Source organism: Burkholderia anthinoferrum (assembly GCF_002925705.1).
In the GTDB taxonomy this organism is placed as follows: domain Bacteria; phylum Pseudomonadota; class Gammaproteobacteria; order Burkholderiales; family Burkholderiaceae; genus Burkholderia; species Burkholderia semiarida.
Window position 1 is genome coordinate 91,763 of record NZ_LFZP01000001.1, and the last position, 24,609, is coordinate 116,371.

Genomic DNA, 24,609 nt, shown 5'->3' on the forward strand with positions numbered 1-24,609 from the left:
TACGGGGTTAGCGCGAGGAGACCAAAGATGAAACCGGATCCGGCGGGGGCCGGAAACGACTCCAACAGGGATGCCCCTCGGAAGGGCTTCGGTACGTGACCGACTGGCTCGCAGCGCTTCGCGTCCGCTCACACTTGGCACACGAGACCGCATCCGTGTTGAAACCGTTGAGGCCCATTGTGGGCGAATTAACGACCCCTCGCGGTAACAAAGTGTTTCAGGTTGTAACGCCCGCCAGATAAGGCTTTCCGGGATTTTTTGCTGTTTTCGGGCTCCTGAAAAAGGTCATTTTTACCCATATTTTCCGCCGCGTTTTCGAGGTATGCGCGCGATGCGTTTTTCACGCGTATCGGGCGCGATGAATTGCCGATTTTCACGCGAGAAAGTGCACGGCACGATCGATACCGCGCATGGCGATTCATTCGTCAGAAAGATTTTGAAACGTGATCGGGACGCGTGGAAGTCGGCCATTCGGCCAATTTGGCGGGTCGCGCGCCGTTCATGGGCGCCGCGGCGCGACGCGAAGGTGTAACGGCAACGCATGCCGGCGGCCGACGCAGGCGGGATTTTCGCACTTGGCGGCCGCAGCGGGCGGTGCCCGTCATCGGCCGCCGCTTGCACGCGCGCTTACTTCAGCCACTTGTCCGACAGCGCCTGATATTCACCGGTGGACAGCGCGAGATGCAGCCACTGGTCGACGTATTGCTGGAACACGACGTCGCCGCGCGGCACCATGTACGCCTTCTCGCCGAACTGGAACGGCTTGTCCGGATGCACCGAGCAGAGGCCCGGATTCAGCTTTTGCTGCAGCAGCGTCTCCGACGCATCCGTCACCATCACGTCGGCCTTGCCCGCGAGGATCTGCTTGAAGATCGTCACGTTGTCCGGATAGACGGTCAGGTTCGCGTGCGTGAAGAACTGCTTCGCGAAGCGCTCGTTGGTGCCGCCCGGATTCACGATTACGCGCGTCTCGGGCCGGTCGATCTGCGCGACGCTCTGGTACTTGTCGGCATCCGCGCAGCGCACGATCGGCGTCTTGCCGTCGACCACGTACGGCTGCGTGAAGAACACGCGCTTCTGGCGCTCGAGCGTGGTCGACACGCCGCCCACCGCGATGTCGCACTTCGCGACGAAGTCTTGGGTGAGATTCGGCCAGCTCGTCTTCACGTAATCGGCCTTCACGCCGAGCGATTTCGCGAGCGATTCGGCCATGTCGATGTCGATGCCCTCGAAGCGGCCGTCCGCGCGGTAGTACGAATACGGCTTGTAGTCGCCCGTTGTGCACACGCGCAGCGTGCCGCGCGCCAGCACCTCGTCGAGCCGCGAGCCGGTGCCCGGCGCGCTCGTGGCGGCGCCGGCGGCAGTTTGCGCGTGTGCGGCGGTGCAGCACAGCAACGCGGCCGCGGCCAGCGTGGCGAATGTCTTCATCGGTCTCCTCCTTCGTTCGGTTCGATATGAGCGTCCGATCATAACGGAGCCATCGCGCGCGTCATATGGCCGCCATTGCATCGGCCTGCGCGGTCCGACCGCGGCTGTCCGGTAAAATGCCGCTTTGCCTTCGCATCGTCGCTCCTACCGTGGCCCATAACCTGCTCAACGACACCTTCCTGCGTGCGCTTCTGCGCGAGCCGACCGACTACACGCCGATCTGGCTGATGCGCCAGGCCGGCCGCTACCTGCCTGAATACAACGCGACGCGCGCGCGTGCCGGCAGCTTTCTCGGGCTGGCCAAAAACCCCGACTACGCGACCGAGGTGACGCTGCAGCCGCTCGAGCGCTTCCCGCTCGACGCCGCGATCCTGTTCTCGGACATCCTGACGATTCCCGACGCGATGGGCCTCGGCCTCGACTTCCAGGCCGGCGAAGGACCGAAGTTCGCGCATCCGGTGCGCACCGAGGCCGACGTCGCGAAGCTCGCGGTGCCGGACATCGACGAGACGCTCGGCTACGTGACGGGCGCCGTGCGCGAGATCCGCCGCGCGCTCACCGACGGCCAGGGCCGCCAGCGCGTGCCGCTGATCGGCTTCTCGGGCAGCCCGTGGACGCTCGCGTGCTACATGGTCGAAGGCGGCGGCTCGGACGATTTCCGCACGGTGAAGTCGATTGCGTATTCGCGCCCCGACCTGATGCACCGAATCCTCGACGTGAACGCGCAGGCGGTGGCCGCGTACCTGAACGCACAGATCGAAGCGGGCGCGCAGGCCGTGATGATCTTCGATACGTGGGGCGGCGCGCTGGCCGACGGCGCGTACCAGCGCTTCTCGCTCGACTATATCCGCCGCGTGGTGTCGCAGCTCAAGCGCGAGCACGATGGCGAGCGCGTGCCGGTGATCACGTTCACGAAGGGCGGCGGGTTGTGGCTCGAGGAGATCGCGGCGACCGGCGTCGACGCGGTCGGGCTCGACTGGACGGTCAACCTCGGTGCCGCGCGCGAGCGCGTCGCGGGACGCGTGGCGCTGCAGGGCAACCTCGACCCGACGATCCTGTTTGCGCCGCCGGCCGCGGTGCGCGAACAGGCGCGCGCGGTGCTCGACAGCTACGGCAACCATCCGGGCCACGTGTTCAACCTGGGGCACGGCATCTCGCAATTCACGTCGCCCGATCACGTCGCCGAACTCGTCGACGAAGTGCATACCCACAGCCGCGCGATCCGTAGCCGAGCGGCGGGCTGAACGCAAGCGCCGTCATGCTGCATTGCGGGATGGCGGTGTTTCGTTTTTGAAACTAAACAGGACGCAACCCCGCTCCCGTTGCCGATTCGATGCTTGTCAAGACTTGACTTATACACATTTTCCACGTTGCAGCGCGGTAGAGCCCCGTATCGGTCAATTTGTCTCGCTATGGTTGGGTAATTTGAATAGCAGCCTTATGGAATAAGGCTTCGCGGGACACGGCCGGAAGCGGCGGAAAACAGCGAAAAGCACGGCCCTGCGCGCGTTGCGGCTGTTGAGCGGCGAGTTCTCAACAAAGTTATCCACAGGCTGGGCAGGGTATACGGCGATTCCTAATGCGAATCCAAAACTTAGCGCCGAATCTGAAGTTTTACTTTAAGTTCGCCGTCGCGATGCGGGCGCGGGTGCACGTCGTCCGTCCCCTGCGTGTCGCCGCTGCGGGAGCGTGTCGATGAGCGGCACCTACCTGCGCGTGGCGCTCGACCATCCGCTCGCCACCCTGTTCGACTACCGCTGCGACGTGCAGCCCGCGCCCGTGCCCGGCACGCTGGTGCAGGTGCCGTTCGGCAAGCGGCAGGCCGTCGGGCTCGTCTGCGAAGTCACCACTCACACCGATGTGCCGCCATCGCGGCTGCGCGCGGTCGATGCGATCTGTGCCGACCTGCCGCCGCTGTCGGCGGACTGGCTCGCGCTCGTGTCGTTCGCCGCCGATTACTATCAGCGCGGGCGTGGCGAGGTCGCGTTGCCGGCGCTGCCGCAGGCGCTGCGCGACGCCGGGCGCTGGGGGCGGCTGCTCGCGCCGGAAGTGCGCTACCGGCCGACCGAAGCCGGCCGCGCGGCGCTGCCCGACGCGTTGCCCGCGCGCGGCGCCGCGCTGCGCCGGCTCGCGCAGGCGCTCGTCGACGCCGGCTCGCTGACGCTGCCCGACGCGCGCGCGCTGCATCCGAAGGCGGCCGCGACGCTCGACGACTGGGCGGCGCGCGGCTGGGTCGACGTCGAGGAGATCGGCTGGGCCGATGCGCCTGTGGTCAACCCTGTGGATAACCTGTCGACAAGCAGTGGACGGGCTGTGCCGCCGGCGTTGACGGACCAGCAGGCCGAGGCGCTCGACGCGATCCGCGCGGCGCAGGGCTTCGCGCCGTTCCTGCTGCACGGCGTGACGGGCAGCGGCAAGACCGAGGTCTACCTGCACGCGCTCGCGTCGCTGCTCGACGCGCGGCCGGACGCGCAGGCGCTCGTGCTCGTGCCCGAAATCAACCTGACGCCGCAATTCGAGGCCGCGTTTCGCGCGCGCTTCGCGGGCGCGCTCGCCGACGACGCGATCGTCACGCTGCACAGCGGGCTTGCCGAAGGCGAGCGCGCGCGCAACTGGCTCGCCGCGCACACGGGCCGCGCGCGGATCGTGCTCGGCACGCGCCTCGCGGTGCTCGCGTCGATGCCGACGCTCGCGCTGATCGTCGTCGACGAGGAACACGAGCCCGCGTACAAGCAGCAGGAAGGGCTGCGCTATTCGGCGCGCGACCTGGCCGTGTGGCGCGCGAAGCACCTCGGCATCACCGTCGTGCTCGGCTCGGCCACGCCGTCGCTCGAAAGCTGGTGGCAGGCCGAGCAGGGGCGCTACACGCGGCTCACGCTGTCGCGCCGCGCGGTGGCCGACGCGACGCTGCCGACCGTGCGGCTGATCGATCTCGAAGAGGAGCGGCGGCGCGGGCGTGCGTCGATGGGCGGGCTGTCGGGGCCGCTCGTCGCGGCGCTGAAGGCGCGGCTCGAACGCGGCGAACAGAGCCTCGTGTTCCTGAACCGGCGCGGTTACGCGCCGCAGCTCGCGTGCGACGCATGCGGCTGGGTGGCCGGCTGCCCGCGCTGCAGCGCGTACGTCGTGCTGCACAAGCCCGAGCACGCGCTGCGCTGCCATCACTGCGGCTGGGAAGCGCGCATTCCGCGGTCGTGCCCCGAGTGCGGGAACGTCGACATCGCGCCGCTCGGGCGCGGCACGCAGCGCATCGAGGAGACGCTCGCCGAAGCCGTGCCGGGCGCGCGGATCCTGCGGATCGACGCGGACAGCACGCGCCGCAAGGGCAGCGCGCAGGCGCTCTTTTCCGACGTGCACGCGGGCGAGGTCGACATCCTGGTCGGCACGCAGATGATCGCGAAGGGGCACGACTTCCAGCGCGTGTCGCTCGTCGGCGTGCTCAACGCCGATACCGCGCTGTTCTCGCACGACTTCCGCGCGAGCGAGCGGCTGTTCGCGCAACTGATGCAGGTAAGCGGCCGCGCGGGGCGCGCCGGGCTGCCGGGCGAAGTGATGGTGCAGACGCGCTACCCGCGTCACGCGCTGTACCACGCGCTCGGGCGGCAGGACTACGTGGGCTTCGCGAATTCGACGCTCGGCGAGCGCCGCGACGCGCACCTGCCGCCGTTCGTCTACCAGGCGCTGCTGCGCGCCGAAGGGCGCACGCTCGATGCGGCGCTCGCGTTCCTGCTGCAGGCCGCGGCTGCGTTGCCGGGGCTGCCGGGCGCGGATCGCGTGACCGTGTACGACGCGGTGCCGATGACGATCGTGAAGGTCGCGAACGTCCATCGCGCGCAGCTGCTGCTCGAAAGTGCGTCGCGGGCGGCGCTGCAGCATGCGCTGCGCGCCTGGCAGCCGGAACTGCGTGCGCTGAAGGGCGTGCTGCGGTGGAGCGTCGAGGTCGATCCGCTGGATATCTGAGCGACGGGCCGCGCGACCGTCGCGCGACGCTGTGTCCGATACCCCAAGCGTGGGCCGCGCGGCGCCGCCCCGAACGTCTCCAGCGCGTGCCCAACGCGGGCCCAACGCGGGCCCAACGCCGGCCCAACGCGGGCGCCGCGGCACGTCACCTCATCCAGTGCAACCTGCTTTCGGCCGCTTTCGCGCATGCCGAAGGTTGCACACGCGTGCCGAACCGGCCCGATCAGGGAAAACACCGATCCCCGGACCACGGGCAACCCCTAGGTTGCAACCGCATAAGTGGTTGATTATATTGACTAACTTATGGGTGCAACCCATCTCTTTATTTGGTTGCACCTTTTTATTGCGTGCCGTAGGATTTCGCGCATCCTCTTACACCACACTGCCGGGCTCGCACCGGCGCACGAACCCACCATGGCAAGCACGACTCTCGGCGTCAAGGTCGACGACCTTCTTCGCTCGCGCCTCAAGGACGCCGCCGCGCGTCTCGAGCGCACTCCCCACTGGCTGATCAAGCAGGCGATCTTCGCGTATCTGGAGCGGATCGAGCACGGCCAGTTGCCGCCCGAGCTGTCGGGCCACAGCGGCGTGACGGAGCTCGCTGACGGTCAGTCCGCGGACGGCGACGACGACAACTCGCCGCATCCGTTCCTCGAGTTCGCGCAGAACGTGCAGCCGCAATCGGTGCTGCGCGCGGCGATCACGGCCGCGTACCGCCGCCCGGAACCGGAGTGCGTGCCGTTCCTGCTCGGCCAGGCGCGCTTGCCCGCGAACCTGCAGGCGGACGTGCAGACGCTCGCGACGAAGCTGGTCGAGGCGCTGCGCGAGAAAAGCTCGGGCGGCGGCGTCGAAGGGCTGATCCACGAGTTCTCGCTGTCGAGCCAGGAAGGCGTCGCGCTGATGTGCCTCGCCGAAGCGCTGCTGCGCATTCCCGATCGCGCGACGCGCGACGCGCTGATCCGCGACAAGATCAGCAAGGGCGACTGGCGCTCGCACGTCGGCCACGCGCCGTCGCTGTTCGTGAACGCGGCCACCTGGGGGCTGATGATCACCGGCAAGCTCGTGACGACCAACAGCGAAGCGGGGCTGTCGTCGGCGCTCACGCGCCTGATCGGCCGCGGCGGCGAGCCGCTGATCCGCAAGGGCGTCGACATGGCGATGCGCCTGATGGGTGAGCAGTTCGTCACCGGCGAGACGATTTCCGAAGCGCTCGCGAACAGCCGCAAGTACGAAGCGCGCGGCTTCCGCTACTCGTACGACATGCTCGGCGAAGCGGCGACGACCGAAGAGGACGCGCAGCGCTACTACGCGTCGTACGAACAGGCGATCCACGCGATCGGCAAGGCGGCCGGCGGCCGCGGCATCTACGAAGGCCCGGGCATCTCGATCAAGCTGTCGGCGCTGCACGCGCGCTACTCGCGCTCGCAGCAGGACCGCACGATGAGCGAGCTGCTGCCGCGCGTGCGCGCGCTCGCGCTGCTCGCGCGCCGCTACGACATCGGCCTGAACATCGACGCGGAAGAAGCCGACCGGCTCGAACTGTCGCTCGACCTGCTCGAGGCGCTGTGCTTCGATCCGGAGCTCGCGGGCTGGAACGGCATCGGCTTCGTCGTGCAGGGCTACCAGAAGCGCTGCCCGTTCGTGATCGACTACCTGATCGATCTCGCGCGCCGCAGCCGCCACCGCCTGATGATCCGCCTCGTGAAGGGCGCGTACTGGGATACCGAAATCAAGCGCGCGCAGGTCGACGGCCTCGAAGGCTATCCGGTCTATACGCGCAAGATTTACACCGACGTGTCGTACCTCGCGTGCGCGAAGAAGCTGCTCGCGGCGCCCGACGCGGTCTACCCGCAGTTCGCGACGCACAACGCGTACACGCTGGCCGCGATCTATCACCTGGCCGGCCAGAACTACTACCCGGGCCAGTACGAATTCCAGTGCCTGCACGGGATGGGCGAGCCGCTGTACGAGGAAGTCACGGGCCGCGACAAGCTGAACCGCCCGTGCCGCGTGTACGCGCCGGTCGGCACGCACGAGACGCTGCTCGCGTACCTGGTGCGCCGCCTGCTGGAAAACGGCGCGAACACGTCGTTCGTGAACCGCATCGCCGATAAAACGGTGTCGGTGAAGGAACTGGTCGCCGACCCGGTCGATGAAGCGTCGAAGGTCGTGCCGCTCGGCGCGCCGCACGCGAAGATCCCGCTGCCGCGCAACCTGTACGGCGACGAGCGTCCCAATTCGATGGGCCTCGACCTGTCGAACGAACACCGTCTCGCGTCGCTGTCGTCCGCGCTGCTCGCGAGCGCGCATCACCCGTGGCGCGCGGCGCCGATGCTCGCCGACGACGCGCTCGCCGACGCACCGGCGCGCGACGTGCGCAACCCGGCCGACCAGCGCGACGTGGTCGGCACGGTCAGCGAAGCGACGGCCGAACACGTGAGCGCGGCGCTCGCGCACGCGGTGGCCGCCGCGCCGATCTGGCAGGCGACGCCGGTCGATGCGCGCGCCGATTGCCTGGTGCGCGCGGCCGACCTGCTCGAAGCGCAGATGCACACGCTGATGGGCCTGATCGTGCGCGAAGCTGGCAAGTCGTTGCCGAACGCGATCGCCGAGATCCGCGAAGCGGTCGACTTCCTGCGCTACTACGCGGCGCAGATCCGCGGCGAATTCTCGAACGACACGCACCGTCCGCTCGGCCCCGTGGTCTGCATCAGCCCGTGGAACTTCCCGCTCGCGATCTTCATGGGCCAGGTGGCCGCGGCGCTCGCCGCCGGCAACACGGTGCTCGCGAAGCCGGCCGAACAGACGCCGCTGATCGCCGCGCAGGCCGTGCGGCTGCTGCGCGAGGCCGGCGTGCCGGCCGGCGCGGTGCAACTGCTGCCGGGCACCGGCGAGACCGTCGGCGCGGCGCTGGTCGCCGATCCACGCACGCGGGCGGTGATGTTCACGGGCTCGACCGAAGTCGCGCGCCTGATCAACAAGACGCTCGCCGCGCGCCTCGACCCGGACGGCAAGCCGATTCCGCTGATCGCGGAGACGGGCGGCCAGAACGCGATGATCGTCGACTCGTCGGCGCTCGCGGAGCAGGTCGTCGCGGACGTGATGCAGTCGTCGTTCGACTCGGCCGGTCAACGGTGTTCGGCGCTGCGCGTTCTGTGTCTGCAGGACGACGTCGCGGACCGCACGCTGACGATGCTCAAGGGCGCGATGCACGAGCTGTCGCTCGGCAACCCCGACCGCCTGTCGACCGACGTCGGCCCGGTGATCGACGCCGAAGCGAAGCAGACGATCGACGCGCACGTCGCGGCGATGAAGGACAAGGGCCACGCGGTCACGCAACTGCCGATGCCGGACGCGTGCGCGCACGGCACCTTCGTGCCGCCGACGCTGATCGAGATTGGCAGCATCGACGAGCTCAAGCGTGAAGTGTTCGGCCCCGTGCTGCACGTGGTGCGCTACCGCCGCAGCCAGCTCGACAAGCTGCTCGAGCAGATTCGCGCGACGGGCTACGGGCTGACGCTCGGCATCCACACGCGGATCGACGAGACGATCGCGCACGTGATCTCGAATGCGCACGTGGGCAACATCTACGTGAACCGCAACGTGATCGGCGCGGTGGTCGGCGTGCAGCCGTTCGGCGGCGAAGGGCTGTCGGGCACGGGCCCGAAGGCCGGCGGCGCGCTGTACCTGCAGCGCCTGCTCGCGACGCGTCCGTCGGGCCTGCCGCGCTCGCTCGCGCAGTCGCTGGTGGCGGACGGCGCGACCGAAAACGATGCGCGCGGCAACCCGGCGGCGGCGCTCGCGACGTTGCGCGACTGGCTGATCGAGCAGCGCGAGCCGGCGCTGGCCGCACGCTGCGACGGCTACCTCGCACAGGTTCCGGCCGGCGCGACCGCCGTGCTGAGCGGGCCGACGGGCGAGCGAAACACGTATACACTCGGCCCGCGCGGCACGGTGCTGTGTGTCGCGGCGACGCCGGGCGGCGCGCGTGCGCAGTTCGCGGCGGTGCTGGCGACGGGCAACCGCGCGCTGTTCGCCGGCGCGGCGGGCGAGGCGCTGGTGGCCGCGCTGCCGGCGTCGCTGAAGGCGCACGCGGCCGTGCGCAAGCAGGCCGACGCGCCGTTCGACGCGGTGCTGTTCGAGGGCGACAGCGACGAGCTGCAGACGCTCGTGAAGGACGTCGCGCAGCGGCCGGGCCCGATCGTGTCGGTGCAGGGCGTGTCGGCGGGCGCGTTCGAGAACGGCGATGCGGAAGACTACGCGCTCGAACGGCTCCTGACGGAGCGCTCGGTGAGCGTGAATACGGCCGCGGCGGGCGGCAATGCGAATTTGATGACGATCGGCTGATCATCCTTGCCGTTCGGATCAAACAAAGGAAGCGGCAAGGCGATCCCGAAGCTGCTTCATTTACCCTGGTACCAAGGAGATGCTATGCAACACACGATGAAAAAGGTGGCAGGCGCGACGTTCGTCGCGGTCATGTCGCTGGCGGGGACGGCCCATGCGGATGACGTGAAGATCGGTTACGCAGGGCCGATGACGGGCGCGCAGGCGCACTACGGCAAGGATATGCAGAACGGGATCGTGCTCGCGCTGGAAGACTTCAACGCGACGAACCCGAAGATCGGCGGCAAGCCGGTGAAGTTCGTGCTGAGCACGCAGGACGACCAGGCTGACCCGCGCACGGGCACGACGGTCGCGCAGAAGCTGGTCGACGACGGCATCAAGGGCATGCTCGGCCACTTCAACTCGGGCACGACGATTCCCGCCTCGCGCATCTACGCGAACGCGGGCATTCCGGAAATCGCGATGGCGACGGCGCCGGAATACACGCAGCAAGGCTACAAGACGACCTTCCGCATGATGACGTCCGACACGCAGCAGGGCTCGGTGGCCGGCGCGTTCGCATCGAAGGATCTCGGCATGAAGAAGATCGCGATCGTCGACGATCGCACGGCCTACGGCCAGGGTCTCGCCGACCAGTTCGAGAAGGCCGCGAAAGCCGGCGGCGCGACGATCGTCGACCGTGAATTCACGAACGACAAGGCTGTCGACTTCAAGGCGATTCTGACGAAGCTGAAGGCGGCGAAGCCGGACCTCGTCTACTACGGCGGCGCGGATTCGCAGGCAGCGCCGATGGTCAAGCAGATGAAGGCGCTCGGCATCACCGCTCCGCTGATGAGCGGCGAAATGGTGAAGACGCCGACGTTCCTGAAGATCGCGGGCAACGCGGCCGAAGGCACGATCGCGTCGCTGGCCGGCCTGCCGCTGGAAGAAATGCCGGGCGGTAAGGCTTACGCCGACAAGTACAAGAAGCGTTTCGGCGAAGACGTGCAGACGTACTCGCCGTACGCGTACGACGGCGCGATGGCGATGCTGAACGCGATGAAGAAGGCCGATTCGACCGATCCGGCGAAGTACCTGCCGGTGCTCGCGAAGACCGACATGGCCGGCGTCACGTCGACGCACGTCGCGTACGACGCGAAGGGCGACCTGAAGAACGGCGGCATCACGATGTACAAGGTCGAGAAGGGTGAGTGGAAGCCGCTGAAGAGCATCGGCGGGAAGTAAGCAGTTCGATGTGATGCGACGCGCGGGCGGCGTTGCAACGCGTCGTCCCGCGCCTCATGCGAAAAAGCCACCGGGCCGTTGGGCCGGGTGGCTTTTTCTTTGGTGAAGCAGGGCCGCCACATGTGGACGTCAATGCGTTATCGCCGTGGCTGGCGACAGCATGACGTTAGTTGCCATCACAGCGTCCGGGATTGCATTGGTCAGTTGACGCGGCCCTGCGATTCCGTGGAGGGCGTCACGCATGCTCCCGTTACGTGGCAGTAGTTCTGCGCCGCGAATTTGATGGCTACTATTGCAGGTTTTTCCTCAGTGCGTCGAAAAATGACGCAGTGGTGAATCCCCACAGTTGGGGATTGAAATCATGCCCATAGGTTTCCAGGAACACTCCATCCAGATCGGAACCAAAACGCTGCTGAAATAACTCTATTTCGTGCAGCAATTCGAGTGCTTCCGCTCGCGTGCCTTCGTTTTTGTAGCACGTGATGATTTCATCGAAAGTACTTCCCCAGAGGTCCGAATCCTGCCCCAGATAGGACCCTAAAAGAGTGAAAAGTCGAGGGTATTCCTGTGCGTTCATTTTCATTTGGTCAAATACGACGTGACAATATAGAAAGGCATTCCGTTGAATGACTGTGCCTTCAAGACGATCTGAACGCGGCTTAGATTTCCGATGATCTCATTGTCCCTGCTCAACCCATAACCGACGCTTCGTCCGACGTTTTCATTGAGCACGAGAGGGGCCCTCGAGGTGGACTGAGCTCACGCAACAATTCGGGCCGCGTTTTGCTGCATGGCACTCGAAATGGCCCATTCCGCCTCTGCCAGGCTCGAAAATGACGATACAAACTCTTTCGAGGGTTCATTTTTGAGTCGGGACCGGAGATAAGCTTCACTTTTTCCCACATGCCTGGCAATCGTATGGCCACCCAGCCGTGGGTTTGCGGCGCTTGCCTCATGCTGCATCAAATTGATCCGCCCCACGGTGATACTCGACGCTCGAATCGCCTTGATCGCGCCCGCGAGCCCGAACGGCACCGCGAGATCCAGCGACAGCCCGACATGATCGGCCATCTCCGGCGGCGCTTTCGCCGCTTCGACCAGCTTGCTCACGCCGTGTTGCAATAGCGCGCTCGTCTGTCGCCCAGTCCAGACCTGGTTCAGGCCGGCTGCCGCCGTGTCGGCGCCGTGTACGCCGAACGCGACACAACCGAGTTTGGTGAGGCCGGTCGGTTCCGGCGCGACGCACAACGCCGCAGCGCCTGCCATCTCAAGCACGCCGCCCACGACGTGCAGGCCGCCCCATAACCGGTTGCTCAACATCTCGCCCGGATTGATCGTCTGGCGCTTCAGTACGGCAGCCAACTGGGCCGCGCTCAGTATGACCCGAACTTCACCATCGTGGTCCTCGCGCATCGTTTCTCTCATATGGAAATAAAAATGAAAGAAACGACGTTAATACATTGATTGAATGGATATTTTTCGAGATTGGCGCTAACGGAGCGAATCCCTGAGCCGACGCGGCTTGTCGCTGGATCGAAACGTCACAAACGGTAAATGAAGGCCACACGGACGTTGGCGCAACTGGCTCCCACATCCACGTCAGTCGGGCACTTACGCTTTTCGTCGGAAGGCCGGAGATGTGCCTGTTCCGGCATCAATTCGATTCGCCGGGCGAGGGCATACACCGGCAAGTATCAGGAAGGAGCGCTTCGACGAAGTACCTGCCGTTGCGCGAAGACCAATATGGCCGGTGTCACGTCGACGCCCGTTGCGCGACTCGCTCGTGCGTCACCGTTATTCACGCCGCCCGCGCAGCAAGAACTTCTGCAACTTGCCCGTCGGCGTGCGCGGCAGCGCCTGCACGAACGCGAACTCGCGCGGAATCTTGTACGCCGCGAGCCGCTCGCCGCAGAACGTGCGCAGCGCATCCGCATCGGGCGCTGCGTTCGCCCGCATCACCACATGCGCGACGACCGTCTCGCCCCAGTCCGGATGCGGAACGCCGACGACGGCCGCTTCAACGATGTCCGGATGCGCGCCGAGCACGTCCTCCACTTCCTTCGAATAGACGTTCTCGCCGCCGGTGACGATCATGTCCTTCAGCCGGTCGACGATGAACAGATAGCGATCCTGATCGATCCGCGCGATGTCGCCGGTGCGATACCAGCCGCCCGGCGCGAATGCGGCGTGCGTGGCGGCCGCGTCGTCGAGATAGCCGAGCATCATGCTGTCGGCCTTCAACCAGATCTCGCCGGTCTCGCCCGGCCGCGCATCGACGCCGTCCATCCGCACCACCCTCAGGTCGACGCCCGGGCCGCCGTGGCGGCCTATCGAGCCGGCCTTCGCGATCTGCTCGTCCGGATACAGCGTCGTGCCGGCGGGCCCCGCTTCCGTCATTCCGTACACCTGAAAGAACGCGTGACTGCGATACGCACGGGCAAGCCGTTCGGCCTGCGCGGCGCCGATCGGACCGCCGCCGTACAGCCACGCGCGCACGCTCGACAGGTCGAACGCCGCGAAGCCGTCGATCGTGTCGAGCGGCAGCGTATACGACACCGGAGCGCCGAAATACAGCGTCACGCGCTCGCGCTCGACGGTCTGCAGGAAGCGCAGCGGATGGTATTCGCGCAGCAGCACGACGGTGCCGCCCGCATACAGCGTGCCGCCGAACCAGTTGTTCAGCGGCGACGAATGCCAGATCGGCATCGCCATCAACGTGCGTTCGTCACGGCCGATGCCGGTCGCGAGCGCCGCCTGCATCGCCGCGAGCGTCACCGTGCGATGACTGTGCACGCAACCCTTCGGGCGGCCGGTCGTGCCGGACGTGTAGAGGATCTGCGCGATGTCGCCGTCGGCCGGCTCGATGCCCGCGAGGCCGTCCATCGTCGCGCACATCGTGTCGAAGTTCGGCACGCCGTCGAGCTCGCCCTCGGTCACGAGCCGCCGCGCCGGATGCACGACGCGCTCGACCACCGGCGCGAGCGCCACGTCGAACAGCAGTGCGGTGCTGCGGCTGTGTTCGAGCACGTAGTCGACTTCCGGCGCCTGCAGCTTGTGGTTGATCGGCACGAACGCCGCGCCGAGCCGCCATGCGCCGAACATCAGGTCGACGAAGGCCGGCGTGTTGAAGCACATCGCGGCGACGCGGTCGCCGGCCGCGACGCCGAGCGCGCTCAGCACGGCCGCCGCGCGGTGCGAACGCTCGCGCGCGGCCGCATACGTGATCGTCGCGGATTCGCTGACGAGGAACGGTTTGTCGGGCGTCGCACGGGCGGCGCGGTCGAGGGCGGCGACGAGGTTCATCGAGGCTCCGGGCGAGCGAACGAACGCGAATTCGGGTGAACGGGCCGGCGTCAGGCCGGGTACGCGCGCTGCAGCAGCGCGGCGACGTCGATCGCATGCGGATCGAAGCCGCCCGCGATGCGGCCCCAGTCGGGCGCGACGAGCCGCGTCGCGACGAACGCGTCGGCGACGGCCGCCGGCGCATCGCGGCGCAGCAGGCACCCCTGCGCGACGAGCGCGAGCCGTTGCGCGAACACGCGGCCCGACGCTTCGAGCGTGTCGGCCGGGGCGGCGAGCATCGCGCGCAGCGCGTCGAGCGCCGCGCGAATGCGCGGTTCGCCCGCACCGAGGTCGGCCAGTTCGTCGAACAGCGCTGCGGCCGCGTCGGGCTCGCGCGACACCGCGCGTAGCACGTCGAGGCACATCACGTTGCCCGAGCCTTCCCAGATCGAGTTGACGGGCGCCTCGCGGAAGAGGCGCGCGATCGGGCCGTCGTCGACGTAGCCGTTGCCGCCGAACACTTCCATCACCTCGCCGGTCAGCTCGACCGCGCGCTTGCAGACCCAGAATTTCGCGGCGGGCGTGACGATCCGTTTCCATGCACGTTCGCGCGGCGAGTCGTCGCGCTCGAACGCGTCGGCGAGCCGCATCGCGAGCGACAGTGCCGCCTCGCTTTCGAGCGCGAGATCGGCGAGCACGGTGCGCATCAGCGGCTGCTCGGCGAGCGCGCGGCCGAATGCGTGACGCTGGCGCGTGTACGCGATCGCCTGCACGACGCCCTGGCGCAGCATCGCCGCGCTGCCGAGCACGCAGTTCAGCCGCGTGTACGTCGCCATCTCGATGATGGTCGGAATGCCGCGGCCTTCGTCGCCGAGCATGATTCCCCACGCGTCGTTCAGCTCGATCTCGCTGCTCGAATTGCTGCGGTTGCCGACCTTGTTCTTCAGCCGCTGGATCTCGACCGCGTTCTTCGTGCCGTCCGGCCGCCAGCGCGGCACGTAGAAGCACGACGGGCCGCCGGCTTCGGTGCGCGCGACGACGAGGTGCGCGTCGCACATCGGCGCGGAGAAGAACCACTTGTGGCCGCGCAGCCGGTATTCGCCGCCGCGCCCGCCCGCGCCGACCGGCGTGGCGAGCGTCGTGTTCGCGCGCACGTCGGAGCCGCCCTGCTTCTCGGTCATGCCCATGCCGAACCAGATCGCGCGCTTGGCGGCGATCGGCACGTCGCGCGGATCGTAATCGTCGCTGTAGAGCTTGTCGCGCAGCAGGTCCCACAGCGCGGGTTCCTTTTGCAGCACGGGGATCGCGGCCTGCGTCATCGTCGCCGGGCACAGCGTGCCGGCCTCGATCTGGCCGTGCAGATAGAAGCCGGCGGCCGTCGCGGCCCAGCGGCCGCGGCGCGACTCGCGGAACGCGAGCGACACGAAGCCTTCGCGGCGGTACTGGCCGAGCAGCGCGTGCCAGGCGGGGTGGAAGTCGACGCGATCGATGCGCCGGCCGCGCCGGTCGAACGCGTTCAGCTCCGGTGTGTGCCGGTTCGCTTCGTCGGCGAGTTGCGCGGTGTCGGCGCTGCCGAGCCGCGCGCCGTACGCGTCGAGCTGCGGCACGGCCCACTCGGCGCCGGCCCGGACGAGCGCGTCGCGCAGCGCGAGATCCGTCGCGAAGAGGTTATAGTCGACGAGTTCGTCGAACTGGTTCGTGACGGCGTGAGTCGGGTCGGTCATCGCGGTTGTCTCCGGTCTCGTGCTTCGCGGTCAGCCGGCGTCGTGCCGCGCAAGGCGCTTCGGCGCGGGTTCCGGCTGCCGGTAAAACGTGTTCCCTGCTGAATTCAGAGTAGCAAATATGCCGCCGCGACATGTTCAGGTTCCGGCGCCGCCCGGCTCGCCGGCGGCGCAACCCGCGCCCGCGTTGCGCCGCCGGCCGCGCCAGTCGCGCGCGCAGGCGAGCTCCGACGCGCTGCAACAGGCGTTCGTTCAGCTTTTGCTCGAACGCGGCTACGCGAAGGCGACGATCCGCGAGATCGCGGCCGTCGCGGGCGTCAGCATCGGCACCTTCTACGAGTATTTCGGCGACAAGCAGAGCCTCGCGGCGCTCTGTATCCACCGCCGCGTGCTGGCGCTGGCCGACCGGCTGCGCGACACGGCGCAGCGGCTGCGCGGCGCGCCGCGGGCGGCGCTCGCCGCCGCGCTGGTCGACCTCCAGGTCGATGCGATCGCCGCCGACGCGGCGCTGTGGGGTGCGCTGTTCGCGCTGGAGCGGCAGGTGTCGCCGCTGGCCGCGTATCGCCGGCATTACGACGCCTATGTCGCGCTGTGGCGCGATGCGCTCGCGCACGCGGCCGATCCGCCGCCGGCCGAACGGCTCGACGGGATCGCGCGGATGGCCCAGACGATCTGTTACGGCGGGCTGTCGCAGGCGCTGCTGACGCTCGGGCCCGCGCTCGATTTCGCCGCGCAACGCCGCGAACTGCGGGCCGTGCTGCTCGCGTATTTCGCGACGGCCGACGCCTAGCCTTTCGTAGGGGAAATGCCGGATTTGCATGTCGGCCCGTCGAGCCGGCCGTGCCGTTGCGTGCTTCTCCCTCCAAGCCATGAGAAAAATGCATGGCCTTCATGACGAACTTTCGATTGTCCGCCGATATTGGCTCGGGCTAAATCATGCGGCAGATGCGGTGCCGCGCGTGGCGCGGCCCGCCCGAAGGACATCAGGAGGAGGAGTCATGCGAAGCGCCACCGCGCCCCGTTCGAAACTGCCCGACGTCGGGACGACGATCTTCACGGTGATCGGCCAACTGGCTGCTCAACACGACGCGTTGAACCTGTCGCAGGGCGCGCCCAATTTCGCGCCCGATCCGGCGCTCGTCGAAGGCGTCGCGCGCGCGATGCGCGACGGTCACAACCAGTACGCGCCGATGGCCGGCGTGATCGCGCTGCGCGAGCGGCTCGCCGAGAAGACCGAGGCGCTGTACGGCGCGCGCTACGACCCGGCGACCGAGATCACGGTGATCGCGAGCGCGAGCGAAGGGCTCTATGCGGCGATCAGCGCGCTCGTGCACCCGGGCGACGAGGTGATCTATTTCGAGCCATCGTTCGACAGCTATGCGCCGATCGTGCGGCTGCAGGGCGCGACACCGGTCGCGATCAAGCTGTCGCCCGAGCATTTCCGCGTGAACTGGGACGAGGTGGCCGCGGCCATCACGCCGCGCACGCGGATGATCATCGTCAACACGCCGCACAACCCGACCGCGACCGTGTTCTCCGCCGACGATCTGGAGCGGCTCGCGCAGCTCACACGCGACACGGGGATCGTGGTGCTGTCCGACGAAGTCTACGAACACGTCGTGTTCGACGGCGCGCGGCACCAGAGCGTCGCGCGCCACCGCGAGCTGGCCGAGCGCAGCGTGATCGTGTCGTCGTTCGGCAAGTCGTTCCACGTGACCGGCTGGCGGGTCGGCCATTGCCTCGCGCCGGCCGAGCTGATGGACGAGATCCGCAAGGTGCACCAGTTCATGGTGTTCTCGGCCGACACGCCGATGCAGATCGCGTTCGCGGAAATCCTCGCGCGGCCGGACAGCTACCTCGGCCTGTCGGCGTTCTACCAGGCCAAGCGCGACCTGCTCGCGCGCGAGCTGGCCGAGTCGCGTTTCGAGCTGCTGCCGAGCGAAGGCTCGTTCTTCATGCTCGCGCGCTTTCGCCACTTCTCGGACGAAAGCGACAGCGATTTCGTGCTGCGCCTGATCCGCGACGCGCGGGTCGCGACGATTCCGCTGTCGGCGTTCTATACCGACGGCACTGACGCCGGCGTGATCCGGCTCAGTTTTTCGAAGGACGACGCGACGCTGGTCGAAGGCGCGCGGCGGCTGCGTTCGCTGTAGGACAACCGGCGGCGGAGACGTCGCATCGACCCGACCCAGGAGATCACAATGAAACACACGGCTACCCTCAAACTCGCGTTCGCACTCGCGTGCGCAAGCGGCGCCGGCGCGGCGCTCGCCGATGCGCCGACGCTGCGCTTCGGCCTCGAAGCGCAATACCCGCCGTTCGAATCCAAAGCGCCGAACGGCGACCTGCAGGGCTTCGACATCGACGTCGGCAATGCCGTCTGCCAGACGGCGAAGCTGTCGTGCAAATGGGTCGAGACTTCGTTCGACGGGCTGATTCCGGCGCTCAAGGGCCGCAAGTTCGACGCGATCAACTCGGCGATGAACGCGACCGAGCAGCGGCGCCAGGCGATCGACTTCACGACGATCATCTATCGCGTGCCGACCCAGTTGATCGCGCGTACCGGCAGCGGCCTGCTGCCGACGCCGGAATCGCTGAAGGGCAAGCGCGTGGGCGTGCTGCAGGCGTCGATCCAGGAGACCTTCGCGAAGGCGCACTGGGAGCCGGCCGGCGTCGCGGTCGTCGCGTACCAGGACCAGAACCAGGCGTATGCGGACCTGGTCGCGGGCCGCCTCGACGCGACGCTCGTGCTCGCGCCGTCCGGCCAGCGCGGCTTCCTGTCGCGCCCGGACGGCAAGGGCTTCTCGTTCGTCGGCCAGCCGGTGCACGACGACAGGATCCTCGGCAGCGGCATCGCGTTCGGCCTGCGCAAGGGCGACGACGCGCTGAAGGCGAAGCTCGACGCGGCGATCGACAAGCTGAAGGCTGACGGCACGGTGAAGTCGCTCGGCCTGAAGTATTTCGGCGATATCGACATCTCGACGAAGTGAGCGGGCCGCGCACGATGCCGATCCCGATCCCGATCCCGAACCCGGGCGCCACGGGCAGCGAACCGGGCGGCAGGCCGCCGCCGGACGAGGCCGTCGATGCCGTGCTCGCCGCCGAACTGGGCGACGCGCTCGTCACGCGCGCGGCCGATATCGATCCGCGCTACTTCACCGCGTACAACGAGCCGGCCGGCGTGCGGCCGCGTGCGCTGGTGCGCCCGCGCAGCGTCGACGACGTGTCGCGCGCGCTCGCGCTGTGCACGCGGCTCGGCCAGCCGGTCGTGCCGCAAGGCGGACTGACGGGGCTCGCGCGCGGCGCGGTCGCGCTGGGCGGCGAGGTCGTGCTGTCGATGGAGCGCTTCGCGGGCATCGACGCGCTCGACGCGGCGGCCGGCACGATCACCGTGCGCGCGGGCACGCCCCTGCAGACGGTGCAGGAAGCCGCGCAAGCGGCGGGCTTCACGTTCGGCGTCGATCTCGGCGCGCGCGGCTCGTGCCAGATCGGCGGCATGCTCGCGACCAATGCGGGCGGCACGCGCGCGATCCGCTACGGGATGATGCGCGAGCAGGTGCTCGGGCTCGAGGCGGTGCTCGCGGACGGCACGGTCGTGTCGTCGATGAACCGGATGCTGAAGAACAACGCGGGCTACGACCTGAAGCAGCTCTTCATCGGCAGCGAAGGGACGCTCGGCGTCGTCACGCGCGCGGTGCTGCGGCTGCATCCGTTGCTCGCGGCGCCGGCCACGGCGCTCTGCCGCGTGCGCGACTACGATGCGGTGGTCGCGCTGTGGAATCGTGTCCGCACGCTGCCGGAAGTCGTCAGTTTCGAGGCGATGTGGCCGGCGTTCTACGACTACGTCGCGCGCCATACACCCGGGGTGTCGGCGCCGTTCGTCGGCGCTGGCGGTTTCGTGGTGTTGATCGAATGCGCGACGAGCGCGCCGGGCGGCGATGCGCACCAGGCGCTCGAAACGGAGCTGGGTGCGGGGTTCGATGCGGGGCTCGTCGACGATGCGGTGCTCGCGACTTCCGAGCGGCAGGCGCGGGACTTGTGGACGCTGCGCGAAGGCCTCGCGATCGATGCGCTGCCCAATCTCGTCAATTTCGACGTCAGCTTGCCGACGGGCGAACTCGGCGCGTTCGCCGAACGCTGCGAGGCGGCGTTGCGGGCGCGCTGGCCGGCGCTCACGTGCCTGTTCTTCGGCCATGTCGGCGACGGCAACGTGCATATCGGCGTGTCGCTGACCGACATGACCGACGCGGACGCCGACGCGCTCGATCACTGCGTGTATGCGGTGGTGCGCGACATGGGCGGCTCCGTGTCGGCCGAGCACGGGATCGGCGCGCTCAAGCGTCCTTATCTCGCGCACACGCGCAGCGACGCGGAAATCGGGCTGATGCGGCGCCTGAAGGCCGCGCTCGACCCGCGCGGCATCCTGAATCCCGGCAAGGTGCTGTGACGCGGCCGGCGCCCGTCGCCCGCCGCCGGCAGAAAACGGCCGGCGCGACGCGTCAACCGTCCACCCAGCGCAGCGCGCCGATCTTCAGGTGTTCGACGACGCTGCGTGCCCAGTCGAGCTCCGCATTGAGGAGCACGAGCGCATGTTCGTTCTGCAGCAGGAACAGGCGCGGCACCTGGTCGGCCTGCGCGGTGGCGCGCAGCGCTTCCAGCCGCTCGCGCTCGGCGTCGAGACGCGCGATACGCAATTCGAGCTGGTGGCGCGCATCCTCGGCATCGAGCAGCGGCAGGAATGCGAGACCGGCGCCGAATGCCGGAAATTCACGGGCGGGCTCCGCGAGCAGCGCATGCAGCCACGCCTGCCCCGCCGTGTGCCCGGCTTCGGTCAGCGCATACACGGTGCGCTCCGGAAACGCGCCGTCGCGCTCGGTGTCGTGCACGGCGATCAGCCCGTCGCGCAGCAGGCGGTCGATCGTCTGGTAGAGGCTCGTGCGCTGCCGCACGTTGACGACTTCGTCGTACCCGCGGGCCTTCAGTTGCTGCAGCATCCCGTACGGATGCATCGGCGCTTCGGTGAGCGTCGCAAGGACGGCCAGCGCGAGTGGGGACGGGCGGCTCGTGGACATGAATAGTTAAAGTATGTCTAGTAATAATATAACTATTCTCGAATAGACTATCTGGTTTGACAAGGGTTTCAGCCGAGGTGCGAGCGCTTTGCGGCTGGCGCGACGGTTTCCATCGTCGCGAGACCGTGCACGATGCCGCAATCCTCGACCGAATGCTCGCCCACGCACTGGCGGCGCAATTCGGTGAGCTGGTTGCGCAGATGCGTGAGTTCGGCGAGGCGCGCATCGACGTGTCCGATGTGATCGTCGAGCAGCGAATTGATCGAATCGCAGCGGTCGGCCGGCGTATCGGTGAGCCGCAGCAGCGCGCGGATTTCGTCGTGCGCCATGTCGAGCGCGCGGCAGTTGCGGATGAAGCGCAGCCGCTCGACGTGCACGTCGGTGTAGTTGCGGTAGTTCGAATCGGTGCGCTCCGCGTCCGGCATCAGACCCTCTTTCTCGTAGAAACGGATCGTCTCGGGCGTGCAGCGGGCCGCTTTGGCCAGTTCGCCAATCTTCATGCCTTTCTCCCGTGCAAGGGTTGACCTTGTAGTGGCTTCAGGGTGTTAACTCTACACCGTCAAGCCACAAAGGAGGTTGTCATGACCGACGCCAAGCGCACCCCCGACCCACGACACCGTCATGCCGGCGGCGCCGATGCGTGCTGCGCCGATGCGCGCGACACGCAGACGGCGGCCGTGGCCGATGCGGTGCCGGCGGCCGGCGCGCGCGCGCACGGCCATGACCGCGATCGCGATCATGGCCACGACCACGGGCACGATCACGCCGCACACGGCGACGCGGGTCATGACCACGATCGCGACGAGGCGCGTGACGATACGCACGAGCATGGCGCCACGTGTTCGCACGACCACGCCGCGCATGACCATGTCGGCCACGGCCACGGCCACGGCCACGGCCACGACCACGCGGCCGGCGACTGCTGCGCGCCGGCCGCGCTGACGCTCGCGCCGCTGCCGGTCGCGCAGGCGACCGCGTCGGGCCACGTGCGCTCTGCGTTCCGGATCATGCAGATGGACTGCCCGACCGAGGAAACGCTGATCCGCAAGAAGCTCGGCGGGATGAGTGAAGTGTCGGCGCTCGAATTCAACCTGATGCAGCGGATGCTGACCGTCGAGCACGTGCCCGGCGCGCAGCCGGCGATCGAAGGCGCGATCCGCACGCTCGGGATGACGCCGGAGGCCGCGACGGCCGATGCGCCGTCGGCGCCCACCGCGCCGCCGCCGGCGAAGCCGTGGTGGCCGCTGGCGCTCGCCGGCGTCGCCGCGGTCGCATCCGAAGGCGCGACCTGGGCCGGGCTGCCGGTGTGGCTGTCGGCGGCGCTCGCGCTCGCCGCGGTGCTCGCGTGCGGGCTCACCACGTACAAGAAGGGCTGGATCGCGATCCGCAACGGCAACCTGAACATCAACGCGCTGATGAGCATCGCGGTGACGGGCGCGATGGCGATCGGCCAGTGGCCGGAAGCCGCGATGGTGATGGTGCTGTTTACGATCGCCGAGCTGATCGAGGCGAAGTCGCTCGACCGCGCGCGCAATGCGATCCAGGGGCTGATGCAGCTCGCGCCGGATACCGCGACCGTGCAGCAGGCCGACGGTTCGTGGCGCACGATCGAGGCCGCGCAGGTCGCGCTTGGCGCCGTCGTGCGCGTGAAGCCGGGCGAGCGGATCGGGCTGGACGGCGAAGTCGTTGCCGGCCGTTCGACGGTCAACCAGGCGCCGATCACCGGCGAGAGCCTGCCCGTCGAAAAGGCGAGCGGCGATGCCGTGTACGCGGGCACGATCAACGAATCCGGTTCGTTCGAATACCGCGTGACGGCCGTCGCGGCCCACTCGACGCTCGCGCGGATCATCCACGCGGTCGAGGAAGCGCAGGGCGCGAAGGCGCCGACGCAGCGCTTCGTCGACCAGTTCGCGCGCGTCTACACGCCGATCGTGTTCGCGGTCGCGCTGCTGGTCGCGGTGGCGCCGCCGCTCGTGATGGGCGGCGCGTGGCACGACTGGATCTACCGCGCGCTGGTGCTGCTCGTGATCGCGTGCCCGTGCGCGCTGGTGATCTCGACGCCGGTGACGATCGTGTCGGGGCTCGCGGCCGCGGCGCGGCGCGGAATTCTCGTGAAGGGCGGCGTCTATCTCGAGGAAGGGCGCAAGCTCGCGTGGCTCGCGCTCGACAAGACCGGCACGATCACGCACGGCAAGCCGGTGCAGACCGACTTCGACGTGCATGCGGACGATGCCGATGCGGCGCGCGTGCGGCACCTCGGCGCGAGCCTCGCGGCGCGCTCCGATCACCCGGTGTCGCAGGCGATTGCCGCCGCGGCGCGCGACGCCGGCACGACGGCATTCGCCGACGTGCAGGACTTCGAAGCGATCGTCGGGCGCGGCGTGCGCGGCACGATCGACGGCGCGCGCTACTGGCTCGGCAACCACCGCCTCGTCGAGGAACTCGAGCGCTGCTCGGCGGCGCTCGAGACGAAGCTCGACGCGCTGGAGCGGCAGGGCAAGAGCGTCGTCGTGCTGGTCGACGAAACGCGCGTGCTCGGTATCTTCGCGGTGGCCGACACGATCAAGGACACGAGCCGCGCCGCGATCGCCGATCTGCATGCGCTCGGCATCCGCACCGCGATGCTGACGGGCGACAACCCGCACACCGCTCAGGCGATCGCCAAGCAAGCGGGCATCGACGACGCGCGCGGCAACCAGTTGCCGGAAGACAAGCTCGCGGCGGTCGAGGAACTGTCGGCGGCCGGCGCGGGCGCGGTCGGGATGGTCGGCGACGGGATCAACGATGCGCCGGCGCTCGCGCGCGCCGACATCGGCTTCGCGATGGGCGCGATGGGCACCGACACGGCGATCGAGACGGCCGACGTCGCGCTGATGGACGACGACCTGCGCAAGATTCCCGCGTTCGTGCGGCTGTCGCGCGCGACGCACCGCGTGCTGGTGCAGAACATCGGCTTCGCGCTCGGTGTGAAGGTCGTGTTCCTCGGCCTCACGGTCGCGGGGCTCGGCACGATGTGGATGGCGGTCTTCGCGGACGCGGGCGCAAGCCTGATCGTCGTGGCCAACGGCTTGCGGCTGTTGTCGTCCTCCGGAGCGTTCGGCGGCGCACCGGCCAAGCGTTGAGGAGCGGGCGATGAGTTTTCTGAAACGGATTCTCGGCGGCCACGGCGGCGGCCATGGCAGCGGGCACGGCAATAGCGGTCACGGCGGTCACGGCGGCGGGCATCATGGCGGGCCGCGCCAGGGCGGAAACGGCGGCCACGATGCGCGCGGCCGCGATCGCCACGGCTGGGGCTGGCAGGCGCCGGCCGATGTGGGCAACGGTGGTCAGGGCGGCAATCTGGCGCTGAGCCAGCTCGCGTGCGCGGGCTGCGGCGCACTCAACGCGGCCGATGCACGCTTCTGCGCGCAGTGCGGCGCGGCGCAACGTGGCAAGGCCTGCAGCCGCTGTCACGCGGCGCTGGCGGCCGACGCGCGGTTCTGTCCCGGCTGCGGAACGCAGGCGGCTTGAAGATTTCCGCGCGTTCGTGCCGGCTGCGCATGAGCACAGGCCGGCACGCTTCGTTCGACGGCCGGCGC

The 24,609-nt window shown here is 68.3% G+C and carries 16 protein-coding genes and 1 pseudogene; 10 read left to right on the top strand and 7 right to left on the bottom strand.

Going from position 1 to position 24,609, the window contains the following annotated elements; translation table 11 throughout:
* Positions 1 to 627: 627 nt before the first annotated feature.
* A complete protein-coding gene (locus C5F75_RS00490; RefSeq protein ID WP_059580514.1) occupies positions 628 to 1,428 on the bottom strand; it encodes a transporter substrate-binding domain-containing protein in 801 nt (266 codons plus the stop codon).
* Between the two features lie 149 nt (positions 1,429 to 1,577).
* Here C5F75_RS00490 and hemE point away from each other — a divergent pair, with 149 nt between their 5' ends.
* From hemE to C5F75_RS00515, 4 genes are all read left to right on the top strand, one after another.
* Positions 1,578 to 2,672, top strand: a complete 1,095-nt coding sequence (gene hemE, locus C5F75_RS00495; RefSeq protein WP_316252108.1) for a uroporphyrinogen decarboxylase — start codon at positions 1,578 to 1,580, stop codon at positions 2,670 to 2,672.
* A gap of 451 nt (positions 2,673 to 3,123) precedes the next feature.
* Complete coding sequence (locus tag C5F75_RS00500) at positions 3,124 to 5,385, top strand: primosomal protein N' (RefSeq protein WP_059580519.1); 2,262 nt, start codon at positions 3,124 to 3,126, stop codon at positions 5,383 to 5,385.
* Positions 5,386 to 5,799: 414 nt separating this feature from the next.
* Positions 5,800 to 9,732 (top strand): trifunctional transcriptional regulator/proline dehydrogenase/L-glutamate gamma-semialdehyde dehydrogenase, encoded by a 3,933-nt coding sequence (putA, locus tag C5F75_RS00510; protein ID WP_059580522.1) that lies wholly within the window; start codon positions 5,800 to 5,802, stop codon positions 9,730 to 9,732.
* A gap of 84 nt (positions 9,733 to 9,816) precedes the next feature.
* Entirely contained in the window at positions 9,817 to 10,956 is a 1,140-nt protein-coding gene (locus tag C5F75_RS00515; protein WP_059580526.1) for a branched-chain amino acid ABC transporter substrate-binding protein, read from the top strand.
* A 289-nt stretch (positions 10,957 to 11,245) separates the two neighbouring features.
* On the opposite strand, the gene C5F75_RS00520 is transcribed toward C5F75_RS00515, so the two are convergent.
* The 4 genes and pseudogenes from C5F75_RS00520 to C5F75_RS00535 all read right to left on the bottom strand — a co-directional run bounded on the left by C5F75_RS00520 (position 11,246) and on the right by C5F75_RS00535 (position 15,962).
* Positions 11,246 to 11,533 (bottom strand): contact-dependent growth inhibition system immunity protein, encoded by a 288-nt coding sequence (locus C5F75_RS00520; RefSeq protein WP_063892429.1) that lies wholly within the window; start codon positions 11,531 to 11,533, stop codon positions 11,246 to 11,248.
* Positions 11,534 to 11,535: 2 nt separating this feature from the next.
* Positions 11,536 to 12,369: pseudogene (locus tag C5F75_RS00525) on the bottom strand (RNase A-like domain-containing protein).
* A gap of 381 nt (positions 12,370 to 12,750) precedes the next feature.
* Entirely contained in the window at positions 12,751 to 14,259 is a 1,509-nt protein-coding gene (locus C5F75_RS00530; RefSeq protein ID WP_059580531.1) for a class I adenylate-forming enzyme family protein, read from the bottom strand.
* A gap of 50 nt (positions 14,260 to 14,309) precedes the next feature.
* The gene (locus C5F75_RS00535; RefSeq protein ID WP_059580533.1) at positions 14,310 to 15,962 is read right to left on the bottom strand and encodes an acyl-CoA dehydrogenase family protein; all 1,653 of its coding nucleotides are present in this window, start codon (positions 15,960 to 15,962) and stop codon (positions 14,310 to 14,312) included.
* Positions 15,963 to 16,080: 118 nt separating this feature from the next.
* On the opposite strand from C5F75_RS00535, the gene C5F75_RS00540 reads away from it, so the two are divergent.
* The 4 genes from C5F75_RS00540 (at position 16,081) to C5F75_RS00555 (ending at position 20,406) form a co-directional block, all read left to right on the top strand.
* The gene (locus C5F75_RS00540; RefSeq protein WP_059580535.1) at positions 16,081 to 16,749 is read left to right on the top strand and encodes a TetR/AcrR family transcriptional regulator; all 669 of its coding nucleotides are present in this window, start codon (positions 16,081 to 16,083) and stop codon (positions 16,747 to 16,749) included.
* 208 nt (positions 16,750 to 16,957) lie between these two features.
* Entirely contained in the window at positions 16,958 to 18,112 is a 1,155-nt protein-coding gene (locus tag C5F75_RS00545; protein ID WP_059580538.1) for a pyridoxal phosphate-dependent aminotransferase, read from the top strand.
* A 48-nt stretch (positions 18,113 to 18,160) separates the two neighbouring features.
* On the top strand, positions 18,161 to 18,949 hold the full coding sequence (locus C5F75_RS00550; RefSeq protein WP_059580541.1) for an ABC transporter substrate-binding protein: 789 nt from the start codon (positions 18,161 to 18,163) through the stop codon (positions 18,947 to 18,949).
* Positions 18,950 to 18,963: 14 nt separating this feature from the next.
* Entirely contained in the window at positions 18,964 to 20,406 is a 1,443-nt protein-coding gene (locus tag C5F75_RS00555; RefSeq protein ID WP_089464484.1) for an FAD-binding oxidoreductase, read from the top strand.
* Between the two features lie 52 nt (positions 20,407 to 20,458).
* Here the strand turns inward: C5F75_RS00555 and C5F75_RS00560 are convergent, their stop codons facing one another.
* Together C5F75_RS00560 and cadR are read right to left on the bottom strand one after the other, a co-directional pair.
* Positions 20,459 to 21,031, bottom strand: a complete 573-nt coding sequence (locus C5F75_RS00560) for a PadR family transcriptional regulator (RefSeq protein ID WP_059580544.1) — start codon at positions 21,029 to 21,031, stop codon at positions 20,459 to 20,461.
* A 68-nt stretch (positions 21,032 to 21,099) separates the two neighbouring features.
* Entirely contained in the window at positions 21,100 to 21,531 is a 432-nt protein-coding gene (gene cadR, locus C5F75_RS00565) for a Cd(II)/Pb(II)-responsive transcriptional regulator (RefSeq protein ID WP_059580548.1), read from the bottom strand.
* Positions 21,532 to 21,612: 81 nt separating this feature from the next.
* Between cadR and C5F75_RS00570 the strand changes: the two genes are divergently transcribed.
* Both C5F75_RS00570 and C5F75_RS00575 read left to right on the top strand, forming a co-directional pair.
* Positions 21,613 to 24,153 carry a heavy metal translocating P-type ATPase gene (locus C5F75_RS00570; protein WP_104011766.1) on the top strand — a complete coding sequence of 847 codons (2,541 nt, stop codon included), beginning with the start codon at positions 21,613 to 21,615 and terminating at the stop codon, positions 24,151 to 24,153.
* 10 nt (positions 24,154 to 24,163) lie between these two features.
* Positions 24,164 to 24,541 (top strand): zinc ribbon domain-containing protein, encoded by a 378-nt coding sequence (locus C5F75_RS00575; protein WP_059580553.1) that lies wholly within the window; start codon positions 24,164 to 24,166, stop codon positions 24,539 to 24,541.
* Positions 24,542 to 24,609 lie beyond the last annotated feature (68 nt).